This window comes from Corynebacterium sp., from assembly GCF_052107835.1.
In the GTDB taxonomy this organism is placed as follows: domain Bacteria; phylum Actinomycetota; class Actinomycetes; order Mycobacteriales; family Mycobacteriaceae; genus Corynebacterium.
This window is the reverse complement of the sequence record NZ_JBQEDF010000052.1, coordinates 1-23,718: the sequence shown is the minus strand read 5'-3', so window position 1 is coordinate 23,718 and position 23,718 is coordinate 1. Positions and strand designations below refer to the sequence as shown.

The 23,718-nt window shown below is 67.9% G+C and carries 23 protein-coding genes; 2 read left to right on the top strand and 21 right to left on the bottom strand.

Features of this window, described 5'->3' with window-relative positions; translation table 11 throughout:
* Positions 1-7: 7 nt before the first annotated feature.
* The 9 genes from ACTIL2_RS12190 to ruvC form a co-directional block, all read right to left on the bottom strand.
* Entirely contained in the window at positions 8-2,275 is a 2,268-nt protein-coding gene (locus tag ACTIL2_RS12190) for a RelA/SpoT family protein (protein WP_442337730.1), read from the bottom strand.
* 35 nt (positions 2,276-2,310) lie between these two features.
* Positions 2,311-2,856, bottom strand: coding sequence for an adenine phosphoribosyltransferase (locus tag ACTIL2_RS12185; RefSeq protein WP_442337729.1), 546 nt, complete (start codon positions 2,854-2,856; stop codon positions 2,311-2,313).
* Positions 2,849-4,600 carry an ABC transporter substrate-binding protein gene (locus ACTIL2_RS12180; RefSeq protein ID WP_442337728.1) on the bottom strand — a complete coding sequence of 584 codons (1,752 nt, stop codon included), beginning with the start codon at positions 4,598-4,600 and terminating at the stop codon, positions 2,849-2,851. Before ACTIL2_RS12180 ends, ACTIL2_RS12185 begins: the two co-directional genes overlap by 8 nt.
* Before the next feature lie 15 nt (positions 4,601-4,615).
* Entirely contained in the window at positions 4,616-5,758 is a 1,143-nt protein-coding gene (gene secF / locus ACTIL2_RS12175; protein WP_442337734.1) for a protein translocase subunit SecF, read from the bottom strand.
* Between the two features lie 80 nt (positions 5,759-5,838).
* Positions 5,839-7,734 carry a protein translocase subunit SecD gene (gene secD / locus ACTIL2_RS12170; RefSeq protein ID WP_442337727.1) on the bottom strand — a complete coding sequence of 632 codons (1,896 nt, stop codon included), beginning with the start codon at positions 7,732-7,734 and terminating at the stop codon, positions 5,839-5,841.
* 123 nt (positions 7,735-7,857) lie between these two features.
* The gene (yajC, locus tag ACTIL2_RS12165; RefSeq protein WP_442337726.1) at positions 7,858-8,286 is read right to left on the bottom strand and encodes a preprotein translocase subunit YajC; all 429 of its coding nucleotides are present in this window, start codon (positions 8,284-8,286) and stop codon (positions 7,858-7,860) included.
* Positions 8,287-8,314: 28 nt separating this feature from the next.
* Positions 8,315-9,367 (bottom strand): Holliday junction branch migration DNA helicase RuvB, encoded by a 1,053-nt coding sequence (gene ruvB / locus ACTIL2_RS12160; protein ID WP_442337725.1) that lies wholly within the window; start codon positions 9,365-9,367, stop codon positions 8,315-8,317.
* Positions 9,368-9,379: 12 nt separating this feature from the next.
* Entirely contained in the window at positions 9,380-10,018 is a 639-nt protein-coding gene (ruvA, locus tag ACTIL2_RS12155) for a Holliday junction branch migration protein RuvA (RefSeq protein ID WP_442337724.1), read from the bottom strand.
* Complete coding sequence (gene ruvC, locus ACTIL2_RS12150) at positions 10,015-10,515, bottom strand: crossover junction endodeoxyribonuclease RuvC (RefSeq protein WP_442337733.1); 501 nt, start codon at positions 10,513-10,515, stop codon at positions 10,015-10,017. Before ruvC ends, ruvA begins: the two co-directional genes overlap by 4 nt.
* Before the next feature lie 122 nt (positions 10,516-10,637).
* Here ruvC and ACTIL2_RS12145 point away from each other — a divergent pair, with 122 nt between their 5' ends.
* Complete coding sequence (locus ACTIL2_RS12145) at positions 10,638-11,087, top strand: DUF3817 domain-containing protein (protein ID WP_442337723.1); 450 nt, start codon at positions 10,638-10,640, stop codon at positions 11,085-11,087.
* A gap of 11 nt (positions 11,088-11,098) precedes the next feature.
* Here ACTIL2_RS12145 and ACTIL2_RS12140 read toward each other — a convergent pair whose 3' ends face one another.
* Positions 11,099-11,848: a YebC/PmpR family DNA-binding transcriptional regulator gene (locus ACTIL2_RS12140; protein WP_442337722.1), complete on the bottom strand. Its 750-nt coding sequence runs from the start codon at positions 11,846-11,848 to the stop codon at positions 11,099-11,101.
* Between the two features lie 92 nt (positions 11,849-11,940).
* Entirely contained in the window at positions 11,941-12,753 is an 813-nt protein-coding gene (locus ACTIL2_RS12135) for a hypothetical protein (protein WP_442337721.1), read from the bottom strand.
* Between the two features lie 90 nt (positions 12,754-12,843).
* Here ACTIL2_RS12135 and ACTIL2_RS12130 point away from each other — a divergent pair, with 90 nt between their 5' ends.
* Positions 12,844-14,271: a DUF2252 family protein gene (locus ACTIL2_RS12130; RefSeq protein ID WP_442337720.1), complete on the top strand. Its 1,428-nt coding sequence runs from the start codon at positions 12,844-12,846 to the stop codon at positions 14,269-14,271.
* Here the strand turns inward: ACTIL2_RS12130 and pdxT are convergent, their stop codons facing one another.
* The 10 genes from pdxT to ACTIL2_RS12080 all read right to left on the bottom strand — a co-directional run bounded on the left by pdxT (position 14,272) and on the right by ACTIL2_RS12080 (position 23,475).
* Entirely contained in the window at positions 14,272-14,880 is a 609-nt protein-coding gene (gene pdxT / locus ACTIL2_RS12125; RefSeq protein ID WP_442337719.1) for a pyridoxal 5'-phosphate synthase glutaminase subunit PdxT, read from the bottom strand.
* Positions 14,873-15,745, bottom strand: coding sequence for an acyl-CoA thioesterase (locus tag ACTIL2_RS12120; protein WP_442337732.1), 873 nt, complete (start codon positions 15,743-15,745; stop codon positions 14,873-14,875). Before ACTIL2_RS12120 ends, pdxT begins: the two co-directional genes overlap by 8 nt.
* 4 nt (positions 15,746-15,749) lie before the next feature.
* Complete coding sequence (gene pdxS, locus ACTIL2_RS12115; RefSeq protein WP_442337718.1) at positions 15,750-16,658, bottom strand: pyridoxal 5'-phosphate synthase lyase subunit PdxS; 909 nt, start codon at positions 16,656-16,658, stop codon at positions 15,750-15,752.
* A 79-nt stretch (positions 16,659-16,737) separates the two neighbouring features.
* Complete coding sequence (locus ACTIL2_RS12110) at positions 16,738-17,214, bottom strand: hypothetical protein (protein WP_442337717.1); 477 nt, start codon at positions 17,212-17,214, stop codon at positions 16,738-16,740.
* The gene (locus tag ACTIL2_RS12105) at positions 17,211-18,377 is read right to left on the bottom strand and encodes a glycosyltransferase family 4 protein (RefSeq protein ID WP_442337716.1); all 1,167 of its coding nucleotides are present in this window, start codon (positions 18,375-18,377) and stop codon (positions 17,211-17,213) included. The genes ACTIL2_RS12110 and ACTIL2_RS12105 overlap by 4 nt, the downstream gene beginning before the upstream one ends.
* Positions 18,374-19,306, bottom strand: coding sequence for a phosphatidylinositol mannoside acyltransferase (locus ACTIL2_RS12100; protein ID WP_442337715.1), 933 nt, complete (start codon positions 19,304-19,306; stop codon positions 18,374-18,376). Before ACTIL2_RS12100 ends, ACTIL2_RS12105 begins: the two co-directional genes overlap by 4 nt.
* The gene (gene pgsA, locus ACTIL2_RS12095; RefSeq protein ID WP_442337714.1) at positions 19,299-20,033 is read right to left on the bottom strand and encodes a phosphatidylinositol phosphate synthase; all 735 of its coding nucleotides are present in this window, start codon (positions 20,031-20,033) and stop codon (positions 19,299-19,301) included. The genes ACTIL2_RS12100 and pgsA overlap by 8 nt, the downstream gene beginning before the upstream one ends.
* A 3-nt stretch (positions 20,034-20,036) precedes the next feature.
* Positions 20,037-20,594, bottom strand: coding sequence for an HIT family protein (locus ACTIL2_RS12090; protein ID WP_442337713.1), 558 nt, complete (start codon positions 20,592-20,594; stop codon positions 20,037-20,039).
* Positions 20,578-22,566 carry a threonine--tRNA ligase gene (gene thrS / locus ACTIL2_RS12085; RefSeq protein ID WP_442337731.1) on the bottom strand — a complete coding sequence of 663 codons (1,989 nt, stop codon included), beginning with the start codon at positions 22,564-22,566 and terminating at the stop codon, positions 20,578-20,580. The genes ACTIL2_RS12090 and thrS overlap by 17 nt, the downstream gene beginning before the upstream one ends.
* 294 nt (positions 22,567-22,860) lie before the next feature.
* Complete coding sequence (locus ACTIL2_RS12080) at positions 22,861-23,475, bottom strand: copper resistance CopC family protein (protein WP_442337712.1); 615 nt, start codon at positions 23,473-23,475, stop codon at positions 22,861-22,863.
* Positions 23,476-23,718: the final 243 nt, after the last annotated feature.

Below are 23,718 nucleotides of genomic sequence, written 5' to 3'. Positions count from 1 at the left end.
CTAGGGGTCAGCCGCCGGTGGTCACCCGGTAGACGTCGTAGACGCCCTCGATGTTGCGCAGCTGGTTCATCAGGTAGCCCAGCTGCTTGGTGTCGGAGACCTCGAAGGTGAACCGGCACATCGCCACCCGGTCCTCGGCGACATGCGTGCTCGTCGCGATGATCGGCACCTTCTGCTCGCTGACCACACGGGTGACCTCGCTCAGCAGTCCGGTGCGGTCGAGACCCTCGATCTGCAGGGTCACCACGAACACCGCGTCGCGGACGTCGGACGCCCACGCCACCTCGATGATCCGCTCGGGTTCGGCGTGGAGTTTCTCGGCGTTGGTGCAGTCGGTCCGGTGGACCGACACGCCCCCACCCTTGGTGATGAACCCGAAGATCTCGTCGCCGGGCACCGGGGTACAGCACTTGGCCAGCTTCGCGGAGAAGTCCGAGTTGCCTTGGACCAGCACGCCGGACCCGTCGCCGCGACCGGCCTGCACCGCCTGCTGCGGGGTCGAGCGCCGTGCCGGGGTCGGCGCGGGAACCGTGTCGTCCTCGTCGGCGTCGCCCTGGTAGATCTCCTGCAGCATGTGCACGACGTGCCCGGCGGTCACACCGCCCTTGCCGATCGCGTCGTAGAGGTCGTCGACGGAGTCACGGGAGAGTTCGGTGGCGACGGTACGCAACGCCTGCGCGGTCACCAGACGCTGCAGGGGGATGCCCGTGCGCTGCGCCTCGGTGGCCAGGGAGTCCCGGCCCTTCTCCAGCGTCTCCTCCCGGCGCTCCTTGTTGAACCAGGCGCGGATCCGGTTGCGGGCCCGTGGGGAGACCACGAACTTCTCCCAGTCCTTCGACGGGCCGGCGTTGGAGTCCTTCGAGGTGAAGACCTCCACCTTGTCACCGGTCTTCAGCGGCGACTCCAGGGCCACCAGCTTGCCGTTGACCTTCGCGCCGATGCACCGGTGACCGACCTCGGTGTGGACCGCGTAGGCGAAGTCGACGGGGGTGGCGTCCTTCGGCAACGTGATCGCGTCGCCCTTGGGCGTGAACACGAAGATCTGGTTCGTTGACAGGTCGTAGCGCAGGGAGTCCAGGAACTCGTTGGGGTCGGCGGCCTCCTTCTGCCAGTCCAGCAGCTGGCGCATCCACGCCATCTGGTCGACCTCGGCGTTGTCGCCCTTGTGGGAGCCCTTGGTCTCCTTGTAACGCCAGTGTGCGGCGATGCCGTACTCCGCCTGGTAGTGCATCTCGTGGGTGCGGATCTGCACCTCCAGGACCTTGGCGTCCGGCCCGATCACGGTGGTGTGCAGTGACCGGTAGACGTCGAAACGGGGCTGGGAGATGTAGTCCTTGAACCGGCCCGGCATCGGCTGGTACTGGGAGTGCACGGCACCGACCGCCGCGTAGCAGTCGCGTTCCTCGTCCACCAGGATGCGGATTCCGACCAGGTCGAAGATCTCGTCGAAGTCGCGTCCCCGCACGATCATCTTCTGGTAGATCGACCAGTAGTGCTTGGGGCGCCCCACGACCTCGGCGGTGATGTGTGAGGCGCGCAGCGTCCCCTGGATGTCGTTGATCACCGTCGCGAGGTACTGGTCACGCTTGGGGGCGCGGTCGGCGACCAGGCGGACGATCTCGTCGTACTTCTTCGGGTACAGGATCGCGAAGGAGAGGTCCTCCAGCTCCCACTTGATCGTCGCCATGCCCAGGCGGTGCGCCAGCGGGGCGATGACCTCCAGGGTCTGCCGGGCCTTCTTCGCCTGCTTCTCCGGCGGCAGGAAGCGCATCGTACGCATGTTGTGCAGCCGGTCGGCGACCTTGATCACCAGGACGCGGGGATCATGCGCCATCGCCACGATCATCTTGCGGATCGTCTCGGCCTCGGCGGCGGATCCCAGGGCGACCTTGTCCAGCTTCGTCACACCGTCGACCAGCAGTGCGACCTCGGGTCCGAAGTCCCCGGTGAGGTCGTCGAGGGAGTAGTCGGTGTCCTCGACGGTGTCGTGCAGCAGGGCGGCGACGATGGTGGTGGTGTCCATACCGATCTCGGCGGCGATCGTCGCCACCGACAACGGGTGGGTGATGTACGGCTCACCCGATTTACGCAGTACCCCGGCGTGCAGCTTCTCAGCGGTGGTGTACGCCTGGTTGAGGAGTTCGACGTCGGCCTTGGGGTGGTACCGCCGGTGTACGGCGATCAGTGGTCCCAGCACCGGGTTGATCCGGCTCTTGCCGGTGAGACTGCGCGCGATCCGCGCGGCCATCCACAGAGAGTTCTTCTCGTTCGTCATGCCTCACCGTCTTCTCTAGCGTGTGACCGACAAGCCTACTGTCCGCGGGAAACCACGTACAACGGTAGGTCACCCAAACGATCTCCCCCGGCGAGTTCCTCCACCTCAAGGGCCACCGCCACGCCCACGATCTCGGCACCGGACTCCTCGAGCAGCGCACGGCAGGCGACCAGCGTGCCGCCGGTGGCGAGGACGTCGTCGACCAGCAGGACGCGCTTGCCGGCGAGATCGAGCCCCTCCCCGGGGATCTCGAGCGCGGCGGTGCCGTACTCCAGTGCGTACTCCTCGTGGACGACCGGTGGCGGCAGTTTCCCCGCCTTGCGCACCGCCAGGATCCCGGTACCCAGCTCGAGGGCCACCGCGGCCCCCAGCAGGAAACCACGGGCGTCCAGCCCGGCGACGACATCCGGTTCCAGGTGGCGGGAGCCCTCCGCCATCTCCGAGATGATCATCCGGAAGCCCTCCGCGTCGGCCAGGACCGGGGTCAGGTCCTGGAAGACGATGCCCTCCGCCGGGAAATCGTGGACGTAGCGGGTCAGCGCCTCGAGGGCTTCGGTGGCGTTGGTGGGGCGGTCACTCATCGGGATCCTCGGTGGTGTCGTTGTTCTCTGTCTCGGGTGCCGGGAAGTCCGGGGACGCCCACCGGTCCATGTTCCAGCTCATACCCGTCTCGCCGGGGTTGTCGACGACGTTGTCCATGCCCCGGTCGACAGCGACGGAACGTGGCTCGGCGGTCAGCGGGATGGTGGCGGCCTCGTCGGCGAGGAGGTTCTCGGCGTCGCGCAACTCCCGGACGGTGGAGGTGCCGGTCGACGCCTGCGCCCGCACCTGAGGGTTGCGTCCGAAGGACGAGCGGGTCTCCAGGAGGACGTCGTAGTCCTCCCCCAGTGTGCCGAAGTTCTCCGAGGTCACCGGTACCGGCTCCACCGTGACATCGGCCTCGGCGCAGGACGCGACCAGCGCGTCCACCATCGAGGCGTGCCGTGCGACGTCCGCGAAGTAGGCGATGCGCACCGTGGTGCCCGCAAGGCGGTCGCGGGTCTCACCCGGGTTGCGGTCGTTGTTGCGTCCCGCGACCTCGCGGAGACTCTCGCCCTCCGTCGCGCCCGGTGAGACGATCCGGAAGGGTGCCTCGTCGACGGTGATCCCCGACTCCTGCCCGACAGCCCTCGCCACCGCCGACCGGTCCACGCACCGGGCGAAGGCCTGCCGGTTCTCCTTCGTGCCGAAGATGCCGGAGTCGGCGAGGGTCAGCCCGTCGACACGGGTGCCCGATCCGCGGGCGGTCGCGAACCGGCCCATCCCGTCGGAGGAGTCGGCGAGGTCGGGGGCGGACTCGGTGGCCCCGCCGCGGATGGCCTCGTCATCCTCCGCGGGCGTCGTCGACGCTGGTGCGCCGGTGGTCTCCCCGTCGGGCCGGGACTCCAGGCCCGCGGACACCAGGTCGGTCTCCGGCGGAACATCGGCGACGTACAGCTGGTCGTCCCCGGCGAGCCTGCCGTAGTCCGGTCCCTCGAGACCGCTTCCCTCACCGGAGTACATCACCATCTCGCTGATGCCGGGACGTACACCCCGCCACTCCGGGTTCAGGGCGAGCCGCAGGGAGCCGTCCTCCCCACGGGACTCGACCCGGTAGGGGCCGTAGGTGGGAACTTCCGCGGGGTCGGTCTCGGCGACCCGGAACGTGGACAGCCACGCCTCGCCGAGAGCGGCCAGCTGCGCCTCGTCGCCGGAGCTGACGGCCCCGACGACGTCCCCGACGCCGGCACGGTCCGCGATGGTGTGGGACGGCAGGACCTCGCCGACGCTGAAGATCTCCCGGTAGCGTGATCCCATCCCACGCTCGAACTCGACGCGGAAGTCCTTCGCCCCCGCGTCACAGGACAGGTCATCAACCCGTTCGGTCAGGCCCAGGTCCGACGTGAACAGGTCAGCCCGGTTGGAGGCGACCCAGCCGAGCAGGAAGTCATCACAGACCACCGGGGCACCATCGGAGTAGGTGGCGTCCGGATTGATGCGGTAGTTCACCACGTCCCCGTTCTCCGGGATGGGCGTGGCAGTCACCAGGTCGGTGTTCGGCAGCAGACGTCCATCCGGCCCGGTGAGGTAGGCGCCCGGGTACAGGCGCGCCGAGACCTTCGCCGCGTCGGTGGCGGCGCCCAGGGCGCTGGCTGCGTTGAGGGTCACGATCGGCCGGGGCAGCGCGTAGCCGAACCTCGGTTCCGAATCGTCCCCGTCGCCGTCACCGGACGAGCAGGCGACCAGGCCGCCCACCAGGGCGGCCGCGACTGTCAGTGCCGCCGTACGACGCCGGGTGTTCCACATGCGGTGTCAGCCTTCTCACATACCGGGGCGCCAGGTGCGTCCGTTGTCGGGGGTTTCTCGGTTCTCCGGGGTTGGGCGCTCCGGCAGTGTCACGGTGCGGGCGGCGGGCTCCCCGTCCTCCGGGGGCTCCTGGGTGCCGTCCGTGTCCCCGTCACCGGCCGGGGCCGGTTCCGTGCCACGGGTCGCGGCGAGTTCACGGGCCCGGGCCACACGACGGTTGTGCTCGACCACCTTCTTCTGTCGCGCCTTGAGTGTGACCAGCAGTGGTGCGGAGAAGAAGATCGAGCTCACCGTACCGGCGATGACGCCGACGAACTGCACGAGGGCGAGGTCCTTCAGCATGCCGACACCCATGAGCCAGACGGCGACCACGAGCAGGGCGGCGATCGGCACCACGGAGAACAGGGAGGTGTTCAGGGATCTCATCACCGTCTGGTTCGTCGCGAGATTCACCTGTTCGCCGTAGGTGGCCCGGGTGGAACTGAACACGTCCGCCGTGTTCTCGTGCACCTTGTCGAAGACGATGACCGTGTCGTAGAGGGAGTACGCCAGGATGGTGAGCAGACCGATGATGGTCGCCGGCGAGACCTCGAAACCGATCAGCGAGTAGATGCCGGCGACCACGATGCCGTCGAGCAGCAGGCTGACGATCGCGGAGATCGCCATGTCGCGTTCCATCCGGATCGTGATGTAGATGAACACGACCACCAGGAACACGGCCATGCCGATGGCCATCCGCTCGCTCACGGACTGGCCCCACGACTCCGACACTGTCGAGTCGCTGATGGCGTCCGGGCTCGGCTGACCGTTGTTGTCCGCCGGCTCGAACTCCTCGTAGAGCGCCATCCGCGCATCGCGGATCTGGTCGTCGCTGAGTCGCTCCGAGGCGACCTCGATGCTCTCGCTGTCGCCGGAGCCGATGGTCTGGACGGACTGCGGGGACACACCGGTGGAGTCCTCGATGACCTCGGAGACCGAGGACTCGGTCGCGCCGTTGGCGGGGGGCATGGTGAGTTTCGTCCCGCCCTCCAGGTCGATGCCCAGGGTGAAACCGCGCAAGGCGATCACAATGAAGCAGGCCACGGTGATCAGGGCGTAGATCCAGTACCACTTGCGGCGCTGGGCGACGAAGCCGAAGTTGGCTTCACCGTTGTACATCCTCTCGAAGAAACCGGGGGCCTTCGGAAGTTCTGTGCCGGACCCTGACGGGGTCCCGGTCGGGGTGGTGGTACTCATGCTCACTGGTCCTTTCCGGGAGTGGTGCCTTCAGGGTCGTCCGGCGGATCGCCGGGGTCGTCGCCGGGTCCCTCACCCGACTCATCGCCGGGTGCGGATGGGACGGTGACGGATTCGGCCGCCTCGGCCTCCTCGGCTTCGATGGCCGCCTCGGCCTTCTTGCGTTCGGAGACCCGGAAGGCCATGCGCAGACCGTTCCACTTCGGTGAAGCGAACTTCTCCGAGCGTGCCATGAGCATGACCAGCGGTGCGGTCACCAGGAAGGCCACCAGCACGTCGACCAGGGTGGACAGGCCCAGGGTGAAGGCGAAGCCACGGACGTCACCGACGGCGACGAAGTACAGGACCAGCGACGCCACGATGGAGACGACGTTACCGGTGATGATCGTTGTCCGCGCCCGCTTCCAGGCGCGTGGCACCGCGGATCTGAAGCTGGCCCCCTGGTGTATCAGGTCCTTGATCCGCTCGAAGTAGACCACGAACGAATCCGCCGTGGTACCGATACCGATGATCAGGCCGGCGATGCCCGCCAGATCCAGGCTGTAGCCGATCCACCTGCCCAGCAGAACCAGTGAACCGTAGATGACCAGAGCCGAGGTGATCAGCGAGATCACGGCCACGACACCGAAGCTGCGGTAGTAGACCATGGCCCACGCCGCCACGAGCAGCAGACCCACCAGGCCAGCGATGATGCCGGCCTGCAGGGAGGACATGCCCAAGGTCGGCGAGATCGTCTCCGCGGTGCCGCCCTGCTCACCGTTCTCGCCGGTGAAACTGAGCGGCAGGGCACCGTAACGGAGGTTGTTCGCCAGGTCGGACGCCTCGGACTCGCTGAAGTCACCGGTGATCTCGGAGTCCTGGCCGGGCGGGGTGGGTGAACGCATCACCGGGGCAGACAGGACCTCGCTGTCCAGTGTGATGGCGACCTGGCGCTCGGCGTACTCCTCGCCGATCCGCTGCCAGGTCTCGCCGCCGGGGGTCTCCTCGCCGGTCTTGAAACGGAAGGTGATCTTGATCTGACCGCTCTGTGAATCCAGCCCACCGAAGATCTGCGAGTCGGTGTCGATCATGTCGCCGGTCAGGCGCGTGCCGTTCTCCTCGTCCTCCTCGCCGTCCAGCAGCGGTGCCGGGGACAGGGGCAGCGGCCCCTCCTGGCTGCAGGCGACCAGGGGCTTGGCGGGATCGTCCGCGCCGCTCAGCGGGTCGGGTTCGTCGCCGCAGGTCATCAGCATGGACGCCGCGAACTGGAAGTTCGGGTCCTCCGACTGCCGGTCCTCACGCAGGACGTTGATGATCTCGTCCCGGCGGTCGGTCTCCTCGATGGAGTTCGCCGGTTCAGCCGGCTCGTCCGCGGTGACCGTGGGGGTCTCGTCCGGGGCGGGCATGCCCATCTGCTCGAAGCTGCCCACGGCCTGCTCCAGCTTCCCGTTGGCCTCGTCGGCGGTCGTGATGCCGGTCTCGACCCAGCGGTCGGCCATGTCGGTCAGGGTCCCGGTGAGTCCCTCGTTCGGCGGTGCGCCGTCATCCATGACGGGGCGGAAGAGCAGCTGGGAGGTCTGCCCGAGGGTCCTTGCCTCGGCGGAATCCTCGCCGGGGACGCTGATGACGAGCGTGTCGCCGTCGGCGCGGACCTCGGCACCGCTGACGCCCATGCCGTTGACACGGTTCTCGAGGATGCGTCGTGCCTGGCTGAGCTGGTCGTCGGTCGGGTCATCGCCCTGCGGCACCAGGGTGACCCGGGTACCTCCCTGCAGGTCGATGCCGAGCCGCGGCTCCGGCTTCTTGTCCCCCGTGAGGAAGACGAGACCGTATGTGACGACCACGATGGCCAGGAAGATGAGAAGCGCCTTGACGGGCCAGGTTCTCGCCCGGGCGGCCGTTGAGCCCGATGAACTCACGCGATTTGCTCCTGAACGGTTGGGGGTGTGGGCATGGCGACGGGGCTTGACCCTCCGTCGACGGTTGTCGCCGGAAAGAGTCTAGCCCCATATTCTGTGAAATCCGTCAGGACCTCTCCCCCGCTAGTCGCGGGGACGGTCCTCCGGGGGATTCTTGTCGTCCCAGTAGGACGCCGGACGCCCGGTGCTGTCGCCGTCATCGTCCCGGACAGTGCGGTCGTCGTCGAGCCCCTCCGGGGAGTCCGGGATGCTCTCGATGTCCGGGGCCCCGGTGGATGCCTCGACGGAGTCCTCGGGGGACTCCACCTTCTTGAGCACGGAACTGCGGTCCCAGGTGGTCACGACGCCGGGGGCCAGCTCAACGTCGACGGTGGTCGATCCGACCTCGTCGATGCGGGCGTGGATTCCGGCGGTCATCTGGACGATCATGCCGGGTTCCAGCTGTGACTGGAAGGATTTGATCTCGTTGATCTGCTTCGACTGCTTGCGCATGGACATGATCGGCAGACCCAGGAAGACCACGACAAGGAGGATGAGAAGGATAATTTCCATGTTCGTCAGTCTGCCATACCGACCACCCCTAGACGCCAGCCGGTGGTTCCAGACCGAGGTGGCGCCACGCCGACGGCGTCGCGACACGTCCGCGCGGTGTCCGCAGGACCATCCCCGCGCGGACCAGGTAGGGCTCGCAGACCTCCTCGACGGTCGTCGGCTCCTCCCCCACGGCCACGGCGAGGGTGTTGACGCCGACCGGCCCCCCGGCGTGTCCGTTGACGAGGGCGCCCAGCACCGCCCGGTCGAGCCGGTCGAGCCCTAGTTCGTCGACATCGAAGATGAGCAGGGCGGCGCGGGCGATGTCCAGGGTGATGCGTCCGTCCGACTCGACCTCGGCGTAGTCGCGGACACGCCGCAGCAGACGGTTGGCGATGCGCGGGGTGCCCCGTGACCGGGACGCGATCTCCACGGCGGCGTCGCGGGTCACCTCCACACCGAGGATTCCCGCAGCGCGCGTGACGACATGGGTGAGGTCGGCGGGGCCGTAGAACTCCATCTGCGCGGTGAACCCGAAACGGTCACGCAGCGGCCCGGTGAGCATGCCGGAACGGGTGGTCGCACCGACCAGTGTGAACGGCGGGAGCTCGATCGGGATCGAGGTTGCACCGGGACCCTTGCCCACGATCACGTCGATCCGGAAGTCCTCCATGGCCATGTAGAGCATCTCCTCGGCGGGACGCGCCATGCGGTGGATCTCGTCGATGAACAGGACGTCCCCCTCGACGAGGTTCGAGAGCATCGCCGCCAGATCGCCGGCCCGCTCCAGGGCGGGGCCGGAGGTCATCCGCACGGAGGTACCGAGTTCCTGCGCGATGATCAGTGCCATCGTCGTCTTGCCCAGGCCGGGCGGGCCCGCGAGCAGCACGTGGTCCGGGGCGACCCCGCGGGCCTTGGCTCCGCCGAGGACGAGCTCGAGCTGGCTGCGGACCTTGGGCTGCCCGATGAACTCCCGCAGGGAGCGCGGACGCAGGGACAGCTCGGCGTCCCCCTCGCCCGGGAGCTCCCGGGGGGTCAGCTCATCCCGCTGGGGGGTACCGCCCGATCCGGTGTCGAATTCGGTGCGTTCCACATCTCCCATGCCATCCACTCCCTACCGTTGTCCGCCGAGCTGCGCCAGGCACGTCCGCAGCAGTGCCGAGGCATCACCGGGGTCCACGTCCCCGGACACCGCGACCGCGGACACCGCCGACGCCGCCGACTTCTCCGGGAAGCCGAGCCCGGTGAGCGCCTCGATGACCTGGGCCGCGATTCCGCTGTCCAGGCCGTCCACCACATCGGCATCCGGCCCGGCGCCCTCCCCGGGCGCCCCGTGGCCGGCCGGCACCGCGTAGGCGCTGAGCTTCCCCTTCAGATCCACCGCCATGCGCTCGGCCAGGCGCTTGCCGACGCCGGGCGCGCGCTGGAGCTGCTTGACGTCACCGTCGGCCACCGCACCGGCGAGATCCGCGGGATCCAGCACCGACATCACCCCGAGGGCCAGGCGGGCCCCCACCCCGGACACCGTCTGCAGCAGACCGAAGACCTCACGGGAGTCACCGTCGGAGAAGGCGTACAGGGTCTGGGAATCCTCCCTGACGACCATCGTCGTCAGGACGAAGACCTCCTTGCCACGCGGAAGTTCGGCGAGGGTGCGGGCGGTCGCCTGGCACAGGTAGCCGACTCCGGCGCACTCGATGACAAAGTGGTCGAGCCCCTTGTCGATGACGGTGCCTCGCAGGGACGCAATCACAGTGGACCTTTCTTCTGGGCGACGAGGGCGGTGAACGGGGCTCGCCAGCAGTGGCACACGGCCAGGGCCAGCGCGTCCGCGGCATCGGCGGGTTTCGGCGGCTCAGCCAGCCCCAGGATCCGGGTGACCATGCTGGTCATCTGCTGCTTGTCCGCCCGGCCGTTGCCGGACACCGCCTTCTTCACCTCACTGGGAGTGTACTGGTGGACCGGCAGGTCCCTCCTGGCGGCACTGAGCATCAGCACGCCGACGGCGTGGGCGGTGTTCATCACGGTGGACACGTTCCCGCGTTCGAAGACCCGTTCAATGGCGACGACGTCCGGACGGTAGTCGTTCATCCAGTCCTCGACCGCGTCGGACAGACGGCGCAGGCGTTGGGAGATGTCGTCGTCCGACGGGGTCCGCACCACTCCGACGGCAACGGGGGTCACCGATCTGCCCGACCCGCTGCGCACGATCGAGAGACCGCAGCGGGTCAGTCCGGGGTCGATCCCCATGACCACGAGTCCGTCCTGGTTTCCGGTGTTCACAGCACCCAAACATAGCACAGGTGTGCGAACGGGAATGTGGTGAATGACACTTATGGGCCCCACCGGCGGTGAGGTAGGCTGAAGCCTCGATGACTCCTCTAAGAATATTCCGGACCTTCGCCGTCATCGAGGCGATCACCTGGGCTCTGCTGATTCTCGGCATGCTGCTCAAATACGCCTTCGACGCCACCGAGGTCGGTGTGTCGATCGCCGGGCCGATCCACGGCTTCGCCTTCCTGGCGTTCGTCGTGGTGACACTGCTGGTGTGGATGAACAACCACTGGAGCGTGGGACGCGGCCTCCTCGGCCTCGTCTCCGCCGTGATCCCCTTCGCCACCGTCCCGTTCGAGATGGTGGTCGCCAGGAAGGGTGGACTGGACGGCGACTGGCGCAGGGAGGCCGGCCCGGAGGCGTCCGTGACCGACCGTTTCCTCACCACCCTGACCGGACGTCCCCTGATGTCGTTCGCGGTCGTGGCCGTGGTGGTGGTCGTCGTCTTCGCCATCCTCATGGTCGTCGGCGGTCCCTTCGCCGACTAGCGTCCCCCCGGTTAATCGAGTTCGGCGAGGACCTCGTCGGAGACGTCCATGTTGGTGAAGACGTCCTGCACGTCATCGGACTCCTCGAGGGCGTCGATGAGGCGGAAGATCTTCTTCGCACCCTCGGCGTCCAACGGGACCTCGACGTCGGCCCGGTAATCCGGGTCGGCGGAGTCGTACTCGATGCCGGCGTCCACCAGTGCATCGCGCACCACGGTGAGGTCGCCGAGCTCGGACACGATCTCGAACTTCTCGCCCAGGTCGTTGACCTCCTCGGCGCCGGCCTCGAGAACGGCCATGAGGAGGTCATCCTCGGTGAGCCCACCCTTGTCGAGCAGGACGACGCCCTTGCGGTTGAACAGGTAGGACACCGATCCGGCGTCCGCCATGTTCCCGCCGTTCTTGTTCATGGCGGTACGCACGTCGGTGGTCGCGCGGTTGCGGTTGTCGGTGAGGCACTCGATGAGGACGGCAACCCCGTTCGGCCCGTAGCCCTCGTAGACGATGGTCTCCCAGTCGGCCCCCCCGGCTTCCTCGCCGGAGCCGCGCTTGCGCGCGCGCTCGATGTTGTCGTTGGGGACGGAAGCCTTCTTGGCCTTCTTGATCATGTCGTCGAGGGTGGGGTTCGCGGACGGGTCCCCGCCTCCGGTGCGTGCCGCCACCTCGATGTTCTTGACCATCTTCGCGAACTCTTTACCGCGCTTGGCGTCGTTCGCGGCCTTCTTGTGCTTGGTTGTCGCCCATTTCGAGTGGCCACTCATCGTCTACCTGATCTCCCTTGGTCGGGTCATTGACATTCCCAGTGTAGTGCACGCCGGACCAGGGCCGGTGCACCGGACGAAACTACCGGCGCTCAGATATCGAGGACCTCCACTGGCGGGGTCTCGAGCCCCTGTTCGGTGGCGGTGATGAAGGACACCGGCAGTCCGGTACCGCCCTCACGGAAGGCCGCCTCACGCAGTTCCGCGGTGGACCCGAAGACCTCCAGCTCACTGCTGCCGGGGAACCGCGCCTGACGCGCAGGGTCACCATTTCCCGCTTCCTCTCCGGGCCCGCCGGCACCGTGGCCGTCATTGTCCGAGGCGTGCTGGGGGTCCCAGACCTCCGGGACCAGGGGGACCGCGGGGCCGAAACCCCGGGGTCCGTTGTCGTCCCGGGACGGCGTGTCCCGCGACTGCATCCCCTGGAAGAAGTCCTGGAACGCGGAGGCCAGATCCCCGCGCCTCCCCTTCGCCAGACCATCGACCATGGAGAACAGGCCACCGAGGTCATCCACCCCGGAGAACAGTGTGCGGGGGTTGAATCCGGTGTAGTCGCGGAAGGCGTCCGCGCCACGGTGGGCCATCCCGATGAAGTCCGGGGACTCCGTGCGGACCACCGCGATATTGTCGCGCGGGGTGGCGTAGCTGGTCCACTGCACCGACCGGCCGTCGAGGAACTGCTCGACACGGGCCAGTCGGCGCCCCCGGAAGACCTTCACGGATTCCACCCCGTTGATGCGGGTGGTGACCTCCACCTGCTCGTAGCCACGCTCGGCCAGCTCGTGGGAGTCCACGTACTGGCGCAGGGCCTCAGCGACCGCCGGGGAAAAGCCCCCGGCGATCTCCGCGGCACGGTCGAAGAGGTCCCGGTCGTCGTCGCTGATGTATATCGTCTTGTTAGGCATACTCATACCTATACGCATACGTCGTGCGAATGCAAGGGTACGGATGGGACGACATGCCGGGGAACCCCGCATCACGTAGCGTTGTCGGGCATGGCAACCTCCATCCGAACTGCACTGGACAAACTTGGCATCACGCCCTCGCGCGTCCCCGCGCACCTGGTGCAGGCGCCCGGTTTCGCACGCCTCGCGGAGGCCGTGGGACGGGGTGATATCGCCGTTCCCCCCTTCCTGCTGCACGGGCAGCGCCGCCGTTCCCACATCAGAAACACCGTGCTGGAGGACCACCGGGCACGGATGCACCTGGTCCCGGATGCGGTCGAGGGGAAGTTGCACGACCTGGCCGCCGACCCGTTCATCTTCTTCCGCGGCACCGCCCTGCTGTACCACCGTGATCTCGTCGGGAGCGACTCCCACCTGCAGACCGTGCCGAGCATCGGTGACGTGCACCCGGAGAATTTCGGCATCCTGCCGGGTGCTGACGGACGCCCCCTGTTCTCGGCCAATGACTTCGACGAAGCCTGGCCCGCCCCGTTCACCTGGGACGTGAACCGTGGTGCCGTCGGTTTCGCACTCCAGGCCCGGTCGAACCAACTGCCCCCGAAGAAGCAGCGCAAGGTCTCCCGTGACTTCATCCGTGGATACATCGCCGGCGTCGAGGAGTGCCTGGACGCACCCGGTGCCGCCCACACGAGCATTACCGAGGGAAATGCACCGGCGTGTCTCGGGCCGTTCTTCACCAAGGCCGGCAGGACACGCAGGAAGTTCCTGAGGAAGCGGATCGACCTCAGGACCTGCAGCTTCCTGACCACGGACAAGATCACGCCACGGTCTGAACTGGTGGAGGTCCTCCGCCCTGTCGTGGCTGCCTACGCCGCCGAGGTCCCGCCGAAGTTCCGCCCGAAGAATTTCTTCGATGTTCTCGACGTCGCCGTGCGCACGGGCAGCGGCACCGCCAGCCGCGGTCTCCCCCGCTTCTGGGCACTTGTTGAGGGCTGGGGCCCTTCCGCCGAGGAGAAGGTGATCATCGAGTTCAAGCTATCCAGGAATTCCATGCTGGAGGGACTGGTCACCGAGAATCCGGACAGTTCACTGAGCCACGCCGACCGCACCGCGATGGCCTTCCGTGCCTTCGTCGAGGACGGTGACCCGCTGTACGGCAGCGCGAGCATCGGTGAACTCTCCTTCCTCGCCCGCGAACGCAGCCCGATGAAGGTCAACGTGGACGCCGGCACCTTCGACTACAGGGAGCTGCGGGCCTACGCGCGTATCTGTGGTGTCCAGACCGCACACCTGCACGCCCGTGGTGACGTGGCGATCCGGGGGACTGCCGGCGGCGAGGACACCGACCGCTCCCCTGCCATGGAGGAGATCTCCCGGCAGGTGCACGCAACCGTCTTCGAGGCCGACTGCCTGGAGTTCGTGGATGAGACGGTGCAACGCATCCTCGACGACCACCGGCTGTTCCGCGAGGACCTGGACCGCGGTGCCTTCGACACCATCGGCGGGGTCGGCGGCTGACTACACCATCCGCAGGAAGAGCCTGTGCAGCCGGTCATCCCCTGTCAGCTCCGGGTGGAAGGACACCCCCAGTACACGGCCCTGACGCACGGCGACCACCGCACCGTGGGCCGCCCCGCCGTCCGACACCCGGGCGAGGACCTCGACGTCCTCCCCCACGGATTCCACCCAGGGGGCCCGGATGAATACCGCGTGGACCGGGGACGCATCCCCGTCGTCCGTCACGCCGGTGACGGAGAGGTCCGTCTCGAAGGAGTCGACCTGCCGTCCGAACGCGTTGCGCCTCACCGTGATCCCGAGCGCGTTCAGGCTGTGGGCGTCCGCGCGGGTGTCCAGGATCTCCGAGGACAGCATGATCAGTCCCGCACACGTGCCGAACGCCGGCAGACCAGAGGCCAACGCCGCGCGCAGCGGCTCCAGCATCCCGCCCAGTTCCAGCAGTTTCGACATCGTCGTCGACTCACCACCGGGCAGGACGAGACCGTCCAGCCCATCCAGGTGCACCGTCCGGCGAACCAGTCGTGTCCTCGCACCCAGCGACTCGAGGACGCCGACGTGCTCCGCCACGCCGCCCTGGAGTGCCAGGACGCCGATCAGCGGCTCAGTCATTGCGGGTGTCCGTCTTGATGGGCACCGACTGCTTCCCCTCCGCCAGGGTGCGGGTCAGCCCCTCCTGCGTGACGGAGGCGACCAGGTCACCGGCCTGGTTGAAGATGCGTCCCGTCGTCAACGCACGGCCCCCGTGGGCCGACGGCGAGGACTGGTCGTAGAGCAGCCACTCGTCCGCGCGGAACGGGCGCATGAACCACATCGCGTGGTCCAGTGAGGCCTCCTGCACCGGTTCACCGCGGTGCGGCACCAGGGCGGACCCCAGCAGCGTCATGTCCGACATGTACGCCAGGGTGCAGATGTGGAAGGTCTCGTCGTCCGGCAGCGGGACCTTGGACTTGAACCACACCACCTGCTGCGATGCGGAATCCGGGTGATGCTCCCACAGGTCCGGGGGCACGATGCGGATGTCCCAGTCCTCCCAGTCCTTGGCGAAGGCCCGCGTCGTCTCCTTCGTGGAGGCCTCCGGGACGATCGACTCGGGCGGCGGGACCCTGCGCACCAGGTCGGAGTGCTCGGGGCCGGAATCCCCGCGGATGTGGAAACTCGCCTGCATGATGAACAGTGCCCGCCCGTTCTGCACGGCCTTCACCGAGCGCACCCGGAACGACCGGCCGTTGCGCACCTCGTCCACGAGGTACACCGTGGGCTGGTCCGAGTCGCCGGGGCCCACGAAGTACCCGTGCAGCGAGTGCACCCGGTACTCCGGGCCCACCGTGCGGGTCGCGGCGACGAGTGCCTGGGCGGCGACCTGCCCACCGAAGGTGCGTGACAGGGCCGACGGGATCACCTGACCACGGTAGATACCCTGGTCAATGTGCTCCAGGTCGAGCACGTCGGTGATGCGGGGACGACGCGGGGGCATGGGGTCACCAGCCCCGCTCAGCCAGGCGGTGCGGCTCCGGGATCTCATCGACGTTGATCCCCACCATGGCCTCACCCAGGCCCCGGGAAACCGCGGCGACGACCTCCGGGTCGTCGTAGTTCAGCGTGGCCTGCACGATCGCCCTGGCACGCCTCTCCGGGTCACCGGACTTGAAGATGCCGGAACCCACGAACACGCCCTCGGCGCCGAGCTGCATCATCATGGCGGCGTCCGCCGGGGTGGCGATGCCGCCTGCGGTGAACAGCACCACCGGCAGTTTACCGTTCTCGGCGACCTCGCGGACCAGCTCATACGGGGCCTGGAGCTCCTTCGCAGCCACGTACAGCTCATCCGGGGCCATCGAGCGCAGCCGGTTGATCTCCGCGCGGATCGTGCGCATGTGGGTCACCGCGTTGGAGACGTCGCCGGTGCCGGCCTCCCCCTTGGAGCGGATCATCGCCGCGCCCTCGTTGATGCGGCGCAGTGCCTCACCCAGGTTCGTCGCACCGCACACGTAGGGCACGGTGAAGTCGAACTTGTCGATGTGGTTGGTGTAGTCGGCCGGGGTGAGCACCTCGGACTCGTCGATGAAGTCCACGCCGAGGCTCTCCAGGACCTGGGCCTCCACGAAGTGGCCGATACGGGCCTTGGCCATCACCGGGATGGTCACGGCGCCGATGATGCCCTCGATCATGTCCGGGTCGGACATGCGGGAGACCCCGCCCTCGGCACGGATGTCGGCGGGCACACGCTCCAGCGCCATGACAGCCGTGGCTCCGGCATCCTCCGCGATCCTCGCCTGCTCCGGGGTGACCACGTCCATGATCACACCGCCCTTGAGCATGTCCGCCAGACCACGCTTCACGCGGGCGGTTCCCCGCGCTGCGCCGGAATCCACACTGTTCTGAGTCATCATCGACCTTCCACTGATCAACTGTCGGTTACTGGGGGCACATTCTACCGCCAGTGGCAGACAGAGCGGTTCACCGGGTTCATTCTGAACCGTCCGCCAGTGACATCGCCTCGTAGAACTCCGGCAGAGGTGCGGATCCGGCGAGCCGGAACACCCGGACCGCCGGACGCTTGCGCAGGTCACGGGTGTCGCCGACAGCGTCGTTGTAGAACCTCGCGGCAAGATCGACCTTCACCGACGCCTCCACGAACGCCGGGTTCCCCAGTTCCCCGCTGCCCAGCTGCCGCAGCAGCACATTCTCCGCGTCCGACCGGGCGTCCATGTCCGTGGCACGCAGGGCCACGGACGCGGTGCGTCCGGCACTGCGCACCAGTTCCGGACGCAGCGCCGCAACCACACCCGAGCGTGCCTGCAGCGCGCCCTCCAGGCTCAGGCGCGCCGAGTCGGTGCGGATGTGCAGCCGGTTCAGCCGGGAGGCGGTCAACGACAGCCACAGGCCCACCACAGCGACGACCGCCAGCACCAGGACGAGGACCAGGACCCATACCGAGATCATGCCCTGCGCACCTTCCGGCCCGGGGTGACGACGGTGTCGTAGACCCGCTCGACCTGCGTGGCCACCCGGTCCCAGTCGAAGTCACGGCTGCGTGCGCTGCCGCGGTCGACGAGTTCGGAGCGTCCCGCGTGGTCGGTGAGGGTCTCGGTGACCACGCGCGCCAGGTCGCGGTGCGAACCGTTGGCGAACAACCGGCCGGCGTGACCGTGGTCGGTGACGGCGGCGAAGGCCGGGATGTCGCTGGCCACCACCGCGGCGCCGGCGGCCATCGCCTCCACGAGCACGATGCCGAAGCTCTCGCCCCCGGTGTTCGGGGCGACGTACACGTCGGAGGCCGCGAGTGCGGCGGCCTTGTCCGCCTCGCTCAACCGTCCCAGGACGCGGACCGTGGCGGGTTCTCCGCCAGGGGGCGTGCCGAGTCCCTCGACGTAGCTGACCCGCGCCTTGCGCAGCATCTGGCGCAGCTCGCCCACATCACCCCCGCCGACGATGACGACCTCGAGGTCCGGCACGTCCCCCAGCACCCGCGGGAGCGCCTTCAGCAGCAGCGGGAACCCCTTGCGCGATTCGGTGAACCGGCCGAGGAACATCAGTCGGGGGCGTTCCCGGTCCAGGCCGGGCAGCGGTTCGGCCGCCCGGTAGGTACCGGTGTCGACCCCGTTGGGGATCAGGACGGGGTCACCGGAGAGCATCTCCACCTGCCACCGCCTGGCTTCCTCGGACACCGCGATCCCGCCCTGTATGCGCTCCAGGAACGGGCGCAGCACGGGCAGGAAGATGCGCAGGATCATCGACTCGCTCGCCGAGGCGTGGTAGGTCGCCACGATCGGACCATCCGCCTTGGCCAGGGTGATCATCGAGTAGCTCGGTGAGTTCGGCTCATGGATGTGCACCACGTCGAAGTCGTGGGACTGGATCCACCTGCCCAGGTGACGCCAGGTTGGAGGCCCGAACGCCAGGCGGGCCACCGAGCCGTTGTACGGGATGGGGATCGCCCCGCCACCGACCTCCACGAAATCGGGGACCTCGGCGTCCTTGCTGCCGGGACCGATGAGACTGACCTCGTGTCCGCGCCGTATCAGCTCCTCGCAGAGGTCGATCGCGTGGATCTGGACACCGCCCGGCTCATCGAAGGAGTACGGGCAGACCATGCCGATCCTCATGCGTCGAGCCCCAGGCGCTCGCGGCGTGAGGCCGACAGGTCCGGGAACCACAACGGCTGCAGCATGTGCCAGTCCGCCGGGAACTCGGAGATGTTGCGCGCGTAGGCGTCCGCCTGCTGCTGCACGATGTCCTGCAGGGAACCGCTGGTGTCCAGCTCCGCGCTGAACCGCGAGCCCCACCCGTCCGGCGTGAAATTGGAGTGGTAGACCATCAGCGCGGCACCGGTCTCCTGGGCGAGGCGGGCGGGCCCGGCGGGCATGGAGGTCCGCTCGCCGAGGAAATCAACCTCCACACCTTTACCTGAGAGGTCGCGTTCGCCCAGAAGACACACGATGCCCCCACCTTCGAGCACCTCCTTCAGACGTCCGAACGGCGGGGCCTCCCCGCCGGACAGCGCCAGCACCTCGAAACCGAGGGACTCCCGGTACCCGACGAAGGCGTCGAACAGGCTCTCCGGCCTGAGACGCTCGGCCACGGTGGCGAACTGCCCGAAGTGGTCCACCAGCCACACCCCGGCCATGTCCCAGTTGCCCGAGTGCGGGAGGCTCAGCACCACACCTCGGCCCCGCCCGATGGCGGCGTCGAGCCGGGCGATGTCCTCCGGGGCGAAACCGGCCCGCACCTTCGCCGCCAGTTCCGGGCCGGCGATGCTGGGCAGCTGGAATGCCTCGCGCCAGTAGCGCATGTAGGAACGCATGGAATCGCGCACGAGCTCCCGGGTGACATTGGCGTCGCCGACGACCCGGCCGAGGTTCGCGCGGAGTTGTTCGGGGCCCTTCCCGTTGCGGGACACCCGGTCGGCGATGAGGGTGAATACCCTGTCCGCCACCGGCCCGGGGATCCGGCGGGTCACCGCCCATCCCGCCCGGTACGCCAGTGAGCTCAGCTTCTCGGACAGGGTCTCCTGCCCCGGCTCGTGCTCAGTCATGCGACGAGGCCTCCCACGTGTTCTCGGTGTCGTCCCCGCCCCCGGCGTCCTCCCCGTCACCGTCGTCCCGGGACGAGGCGAACTCCCGGGCACCGGTCGGTGCGTCGATGGTCTCCGAGGCCGCGGCGGACTTCCCCACCATCACCAGGCGTTCAATCACCGTGTACACCGATCCGACGGCCAGGATGACCAAACCGGCCCCCAGGATGTACGGAACCCCCAGCCCCGAGATCCCCAGGGCGACCAGGCCGATGATCAGGCGTTCCGGGCGCTCGATCAGACCTCCGTCGACCTTGATGTGCGAGGCTTCCGCGCGGGCCTTGACGTAGGAGGTGACCTGGCTGGCGACCATGATCACCAGGGCTGCGGCGAACAGCGCCTTGTACGGCTCATGCTCGGACTGGAACGCCAGCCACCAGGCGATGGCGCCGAACAGGACGCCGTCGGTGATGCGGTCGCAGGTGGCGTCGAGCGTTGCCCCGAACTTCGTGCCCCCGCCCTGCATCCGCGCCATCGTGCCGTCGATCATGTCGGTGGCCACGGTGATGCCGATCAGGATGCCGGCGAGGAAGTGGTGGCCCGTGGGGATCAGGGCGGCCGAGAGGACCACGGCAACCGCCGTGGACGTGATCGTCACGGCGTTCGGGGACACTCCCCAGTTGACGAGCCGCTTGGCGATCGGCTCGATCACGACCGCCGCCGGGCGACGCCCACGCACGCTCAGCATTGTTCAGAACTCCTCTTCGTTCTCGTCCCAGGCCTCCGCCAGCAGCTGGCGGGTCTCTCCCAGCAGCTGGACCAGGATCTTGGACCCGGACAGGACCGTCATGAAACTGGTGTCACCTTCCCAGCGCGGCACGATGTGCTGGTGCAGATGCCCCGGCACGGATCCGCCCGAGGGCTTGCCCAGGTTCATCCCGACGTTCAGCGCGTCCGGACGGGACACGCGGCGCAGGACCCGGATCGCCTTCTTCGTGAAGTCTGCCAGCTCCCGGGTCTCACTGTCAGTCAGATCCTCGTACGAGGCCACTTTCCGGTACGGAAGGACCATCATGTGCCCAGGATTGTACGGGTAGAGGTTGAGAATGCAGAACACCTCGGCCCCGCGCGCCACGATCAGGCCGTCCTCGTCCGACTTGGAGGGCAGGTCCAGGAACGGGTCGTCCGGCTTCTCTCCCGCGTCCGCACCGCCCTCGCCGCCGACGTAGTTCGAGCGGTAGGGCGCCCACAGGCGCTGCAGGCCGTCCGGGGAATCAGCGGGCGGCGTCGAATCAGCGGAGTGCGGCAATGTTATCCCCGTCCGGCTGCTCGTTGCGGCGGGCACGGACCCACTCGGCGATGATCCGCACCGCATCCTCCTTCGGGACACCGTTGACCTGGGAGCCGTCCAGGAAGCGGAAGCTCACGGCCCCGGCCTCGACGTCCCGTCCGCCGGCCAGGAGCATGAAGGGCACCTTCCCGGTGGTGTGGTTGCGGATCTTCTTCTGCATCCGGTCGTCCGAGGTGTCCACCGCGGCCCGGATGCCCTGGCCGCGCAGCTCGGCGGTGACCCCTTCCAGGTAGCCGACGAACTCGTCGGCGACCGGGATGCCGGTGACCTGGTGCGGGGCCAGCCACGCGGGGAAGGAACCCGCGTAGTGCTCCAGCAGCACGCCGAAGAATCGCTCGATCGAGCCGAAGAGTGCGCGGTGGATCATCACCGGGCGCTGCTTGGTCCCGTCGCTGGCGGTGTACTCCAGCTCGAACCGCTCCGGCAGGTTGAAATCGAGCTGCACGGTCGACATCTGCCAGGTGCGGCCGATCGCGTCGCGGGCCTGCACGGAGATCTTCGGGCCGTAGAACGCCGCACCGTCCGGGTCCGGGACAAGCTCCAGGCCGGACTTCGTGGCGACCGAGCGCAGGGTCTCGGTGGCGCGGTCCCACACCTCGTCGTTGCCGACGTACTTGTTCGGGTTCTTGGTGGACAGTTCCAGGTAGAAATCATCCAGCCCGTAGTCCTTGAGCAGGGAGATGATGAACTCCAGCACGGTGGTCAGCTCGACCTCGAGCTGGTCCTCGGTGCAGTAGATGTGTGCATCGTCCTGCGTGAAGCTGCGGGCACGGGTCAGACCGTGGACCACACCGGACTTCTCGTAGCGGTAGACCGTGCCGAACTCGAACAATCGCAGCGGCAGTTCACGGTAGGAACGGCCCCGGGAGGCGAAGATCAGGTTGTGCATCGGGCAGTTCATCGGCTTGGCGTAGTAGTCCTGGGCCGGCTTGGTGACATTGCCGTCCGCGTCGCGCTCCTCATCCAGCTTCATGGGCGGGAACATGCCGTCCGCGTACCAGTCCAGGTGGCCGGACTTCTTGAACAGGTCCCCCTTGGTGATGTGGGGGGTGTTCACGAAGGAGTAGCCGGACGCGATGTGCCGGCGCCGGGAGTGCTCCTCCATCTCCATGCGGATGGTGGCCCCGTCCGGGTGGAAGACCGGGAAGCCGGAGCCGATCTCGTCCGGGAAGCTGAACAGGTCGAGTTCGGAGCCCAGACGCCGGTGGTCGCGCTTCTCCGCCTCGGCGAGCATCGTCTGGTACTCGTCCAGGGCCTCCTTCGACTCCCACGCGGTACCGTAGATGCGCTGCAGGCCGGCATTGGCCTGGTCGCCGCGCCAGTAGGCGGCGGACGTGCGGGTCAGGGCGAAGGCCGGGATGTACCGGGTGGTGGGCACGTGCGGGCCACGGCAAAGGTCGAACCACTCGACCTCGCCGGAGCGGGGGTTCACGTTGGAGTAGGCGGTCAGTTCGCCCTCACCGACCTCCACCGAGGCATCGCCCTCGGGGATGTCCCCGCGGGACTTGTCGTCGACGAGCTCCAGCTTGAACGGTTCCTGGAGGTACTCCAGGCGGGCATCCTCCACCGAGTCGTAGGCCTTGCGCTCGAAACGCTGCCCGGACTTGATGATCTTCTTCATCGACTTCTCGAGCTTCTTGAGGTCCTCCGGGGTGAAGGGCTCGGCCGGCTCGAAATCGTAGTAGAAGCCGTTCTCGATCGCCGGGCCAATGCCCAGCCTGGTTCCCGGGAACTCCTTCTGCACCGCCTGGGCCAGCACATGCGCGCACGAGTGACGGATCACGCCACGTCCGTCCTCGGTGTCGGCGGCGACGGCGGTCACCTCGGTGTCGGTCTCCGGAGTGAAGGCGAGGTCGCGCAGGGTTCCGTCGGAATCCTTGACACAGACGATGGCGTCCGGACCCTTGTTCGGCAGTTCCAGGGGACGCATCGCGGCCCCCGCGGACTCTCCGGCAGCAACGGTGAACGTCACCGCCGTGCGGGTGACCTCCGGGTTCCCGATTCCGTTGCCGGCGTCCAATGCTGATTCACTCACGGGTGTTGTGCTCCTAACACATCAGGGCGAAGACGGTCACATACCTGGTGACAGTCAGAATTCGAGGACTACCTTACCTGCCCGGTCAGCCGAACAGTTCCTCGCCCCGGTAGCCGCAGTGTCGGGTGCCGGGTGGAAGGCTCTACGAGGGTCCTCCCGGGAACAGGTGGGGATCAGCGGGTCGTCACCTCAGCTCTCCGAGTCCCCGTCACCGTCCTTGCCGAGGTGGCGGTAACGGTTGATCGCCACCGCCAGCGCACCCAGCACGACCACGACACCGGTCACCCCCAGCACCGGCCCGGCCCAGGACGGCAGGCCCTCGTCCGCGTCATCGTCGTTGGCCCCGGCCTCGCTGGCGTCACCCGCGGACTCCGCCGCTGCGGAAGCGTCGCCGGCGGTATCCAGCGTGAACGTGTAGCTGCCGTCGGTCGGGTGACCGTCGGAGGAGGTGATCCGGTAGCCGACGGTGTACTCGCCGTCATGGAGCTCCGCGTCCTGCGGGATGTCCAGGGACAGGTTGTGACCGTCGATCTCCGGGGTGTCGGAGACCACCACGTCCCCTCCCGTCGACAGGGCGATGGTGTTGAAGGTGTCCTGCGGTTCACCGGAGAACTCCAGCTCGATGGTCTCCGGCGCCTCGGTGACCGTGGACTCCGGTTCCGGGGAACCACCGGTGACGGCATCGTGGGCCGCGGCGATGGGCATGCCCATCGGCGACATGATCAGCAGACCGGCCACAACCGGGGCGGCGAGAAATCGGCGTCCCCTCGGGTGACCGACGGGTGACGTGGGGTAATCGGGCATCGACAATCCTTTCGCGCGACAGACGCGGCAATGTGGTCGGGACATCACAGCAGTCGTCCGGGCGGCCGCAAAGGTTCCGGGGAAACCACGGCCGGGGGTACCCGCGGGCGTGCGGACCCGTCGGCCCCCACCCTATCGGCCCCGCAGAGCCGGGCGGAAAACCCCGGGAACAACAAAAGGCCCCGGCGGGCGGTGTCATCGGTGACACCGCCCGCCGGGGCGTGGATTGTGGTCCCAGCTGGG

Bases quoted from the DNA above. Each gene is read 5' to 3' on its own strand.
- ACTIL2_RS12190 (WP_442337730.1), bottom strand. From the start codon at position 2,275: ATGACGAACGAGAAGAACTCTCTGTGGATGGCCGCGCGGATCGCGCGC.
- ACTIL2_RS12185 (WP_442337729.1), bottom strand. From the start codon at position 2,856: ATGAGTGACCGCCCCACCAACGCCACCGAAGCCCTCGAGGCGCTGACC.
- ACTIL2_RS12180 (WP_442337728.1), bottom strand. From the start codon at position 4,600: ATGTGGAACACCCGGCGTCGTACGGCGGCACTGACAGTCGCGGCCGCC.
- secF (WP_442337734.1), bottom strand. From the start codon at position 5,758: ATGTACAACGGTGAAGCCAACTTCGGCTTCGTCGCCCAGCGCCGCAAG.
- yajC (WP_442337726.1), bottom strand. From the start codon at position 8,286: ATGGAAATTATCCTTCTCATCCTCCTTGTCGTGGTCTTCCTGGGTCTG.
- ruvB (WP_442337725.1), bottom strand. From the start codon at position 9,367: ATGGGAGATGTGGAACGCACCGAATTCGACACCGGATCGGGCGGTACC.
- ruvC (WP_442337733.1), bottom strand. From the start codon at position 10,515: ATGGGGATCGACCCCGGACTGACCCGCTGCGGTCTCTCGATCGTGCGC.
- ACTIL2_RS12145 (WP_442337723.1), top strand. From the start codon at position 10,638: ATGACTCCTCTAAGAATATTCCGGACCTTCGCCGTCATCGAGGCGATC.
- ACTIL2_RS12140 (WP_442337722.1), bottom strand. From the start codon at position 11,848: ATGAGTGGCCACTCGAAATGGGCGACAACCAAGCACAAGAAGGCCGCG.
- ACTIL2_RS12135 (WP_442337721.1), bottom strand. From the start codon at position 12,753: ATGCCTAACAAGACGATATACATCAGCGACGACGACCGGGACCTCTTC.
- ACTIL2_RS12130 (WP_442337720.1), top strand. From the start codon at position 12,844: ATGGCAACCTCCATCCGAACTGCACTGGACAAACTTGGCATCACGCCC.
- pdxT (WP_442337719.1), bottom strand. From the start codon at position 14,880: ATGACTGAGCCGCTGATCGGCGTCCTGGCACTCCAGGGCGGCGTGGCG.
- ACTIL2_RS12120 (WP_442337732.1), bottom strand. From the start codon at position 15,745: ATGCCCCCGCGTCGTCCCCGCATCACCGACGTGCTCGACCTGGAGCAC.
- pdxS (WP_442337718.1), bottom strand. From the start codon at position 16,658: ATGACTCAGAACAGTGTGGATTCCGGCGCAGCGCGGGGAACCGCCCGC.
- ACTIL2_RS12110 (WP_442337717.1), bottom strand. From the start codon at position 17,214: ATGATCTCGGTATGGGTCCTGGTCCTCGTCCTGGTGCTGGCGGTCGTC.
- ACTIL2_RS12105 (WP_442337716.1), bottom strand. From the start codon at position 18,377: ATGAGGATCGGCATGGTCTGCCCGTACTCCTTCGATGAGCCGGGCGGT.
- ACTIL2_RS12100 (WP_442337715.1), bottom strand. From the start codon at position 19,306: ATGACTGAGCACGAGCCGGGGCAGGAGACCCTGTCCGAGAAGCTGAGC.
- pgsA (WP_442337714.1), bottom strand. From the start codon at position 20,033: ATGCTGAGCGTGCGTGGGCGTCGCCCGGCGGCGGTCGTGATCGAGCCG.
- thrS (WP_442337731.1), bottom strand. From the start codon at position 22,566: ATGCGTCCCCTGGAACTGCCGAACAAGGGTCCGGACGCCATCGTCTGT.
- ACTIL2_RS12080 (WP_442337712.1), bottom strand. From the start codon at position 23,475: ATGCCCGATTACCCCACGTCACCCGTCGGTCACCCGAGGGGACGCCGA.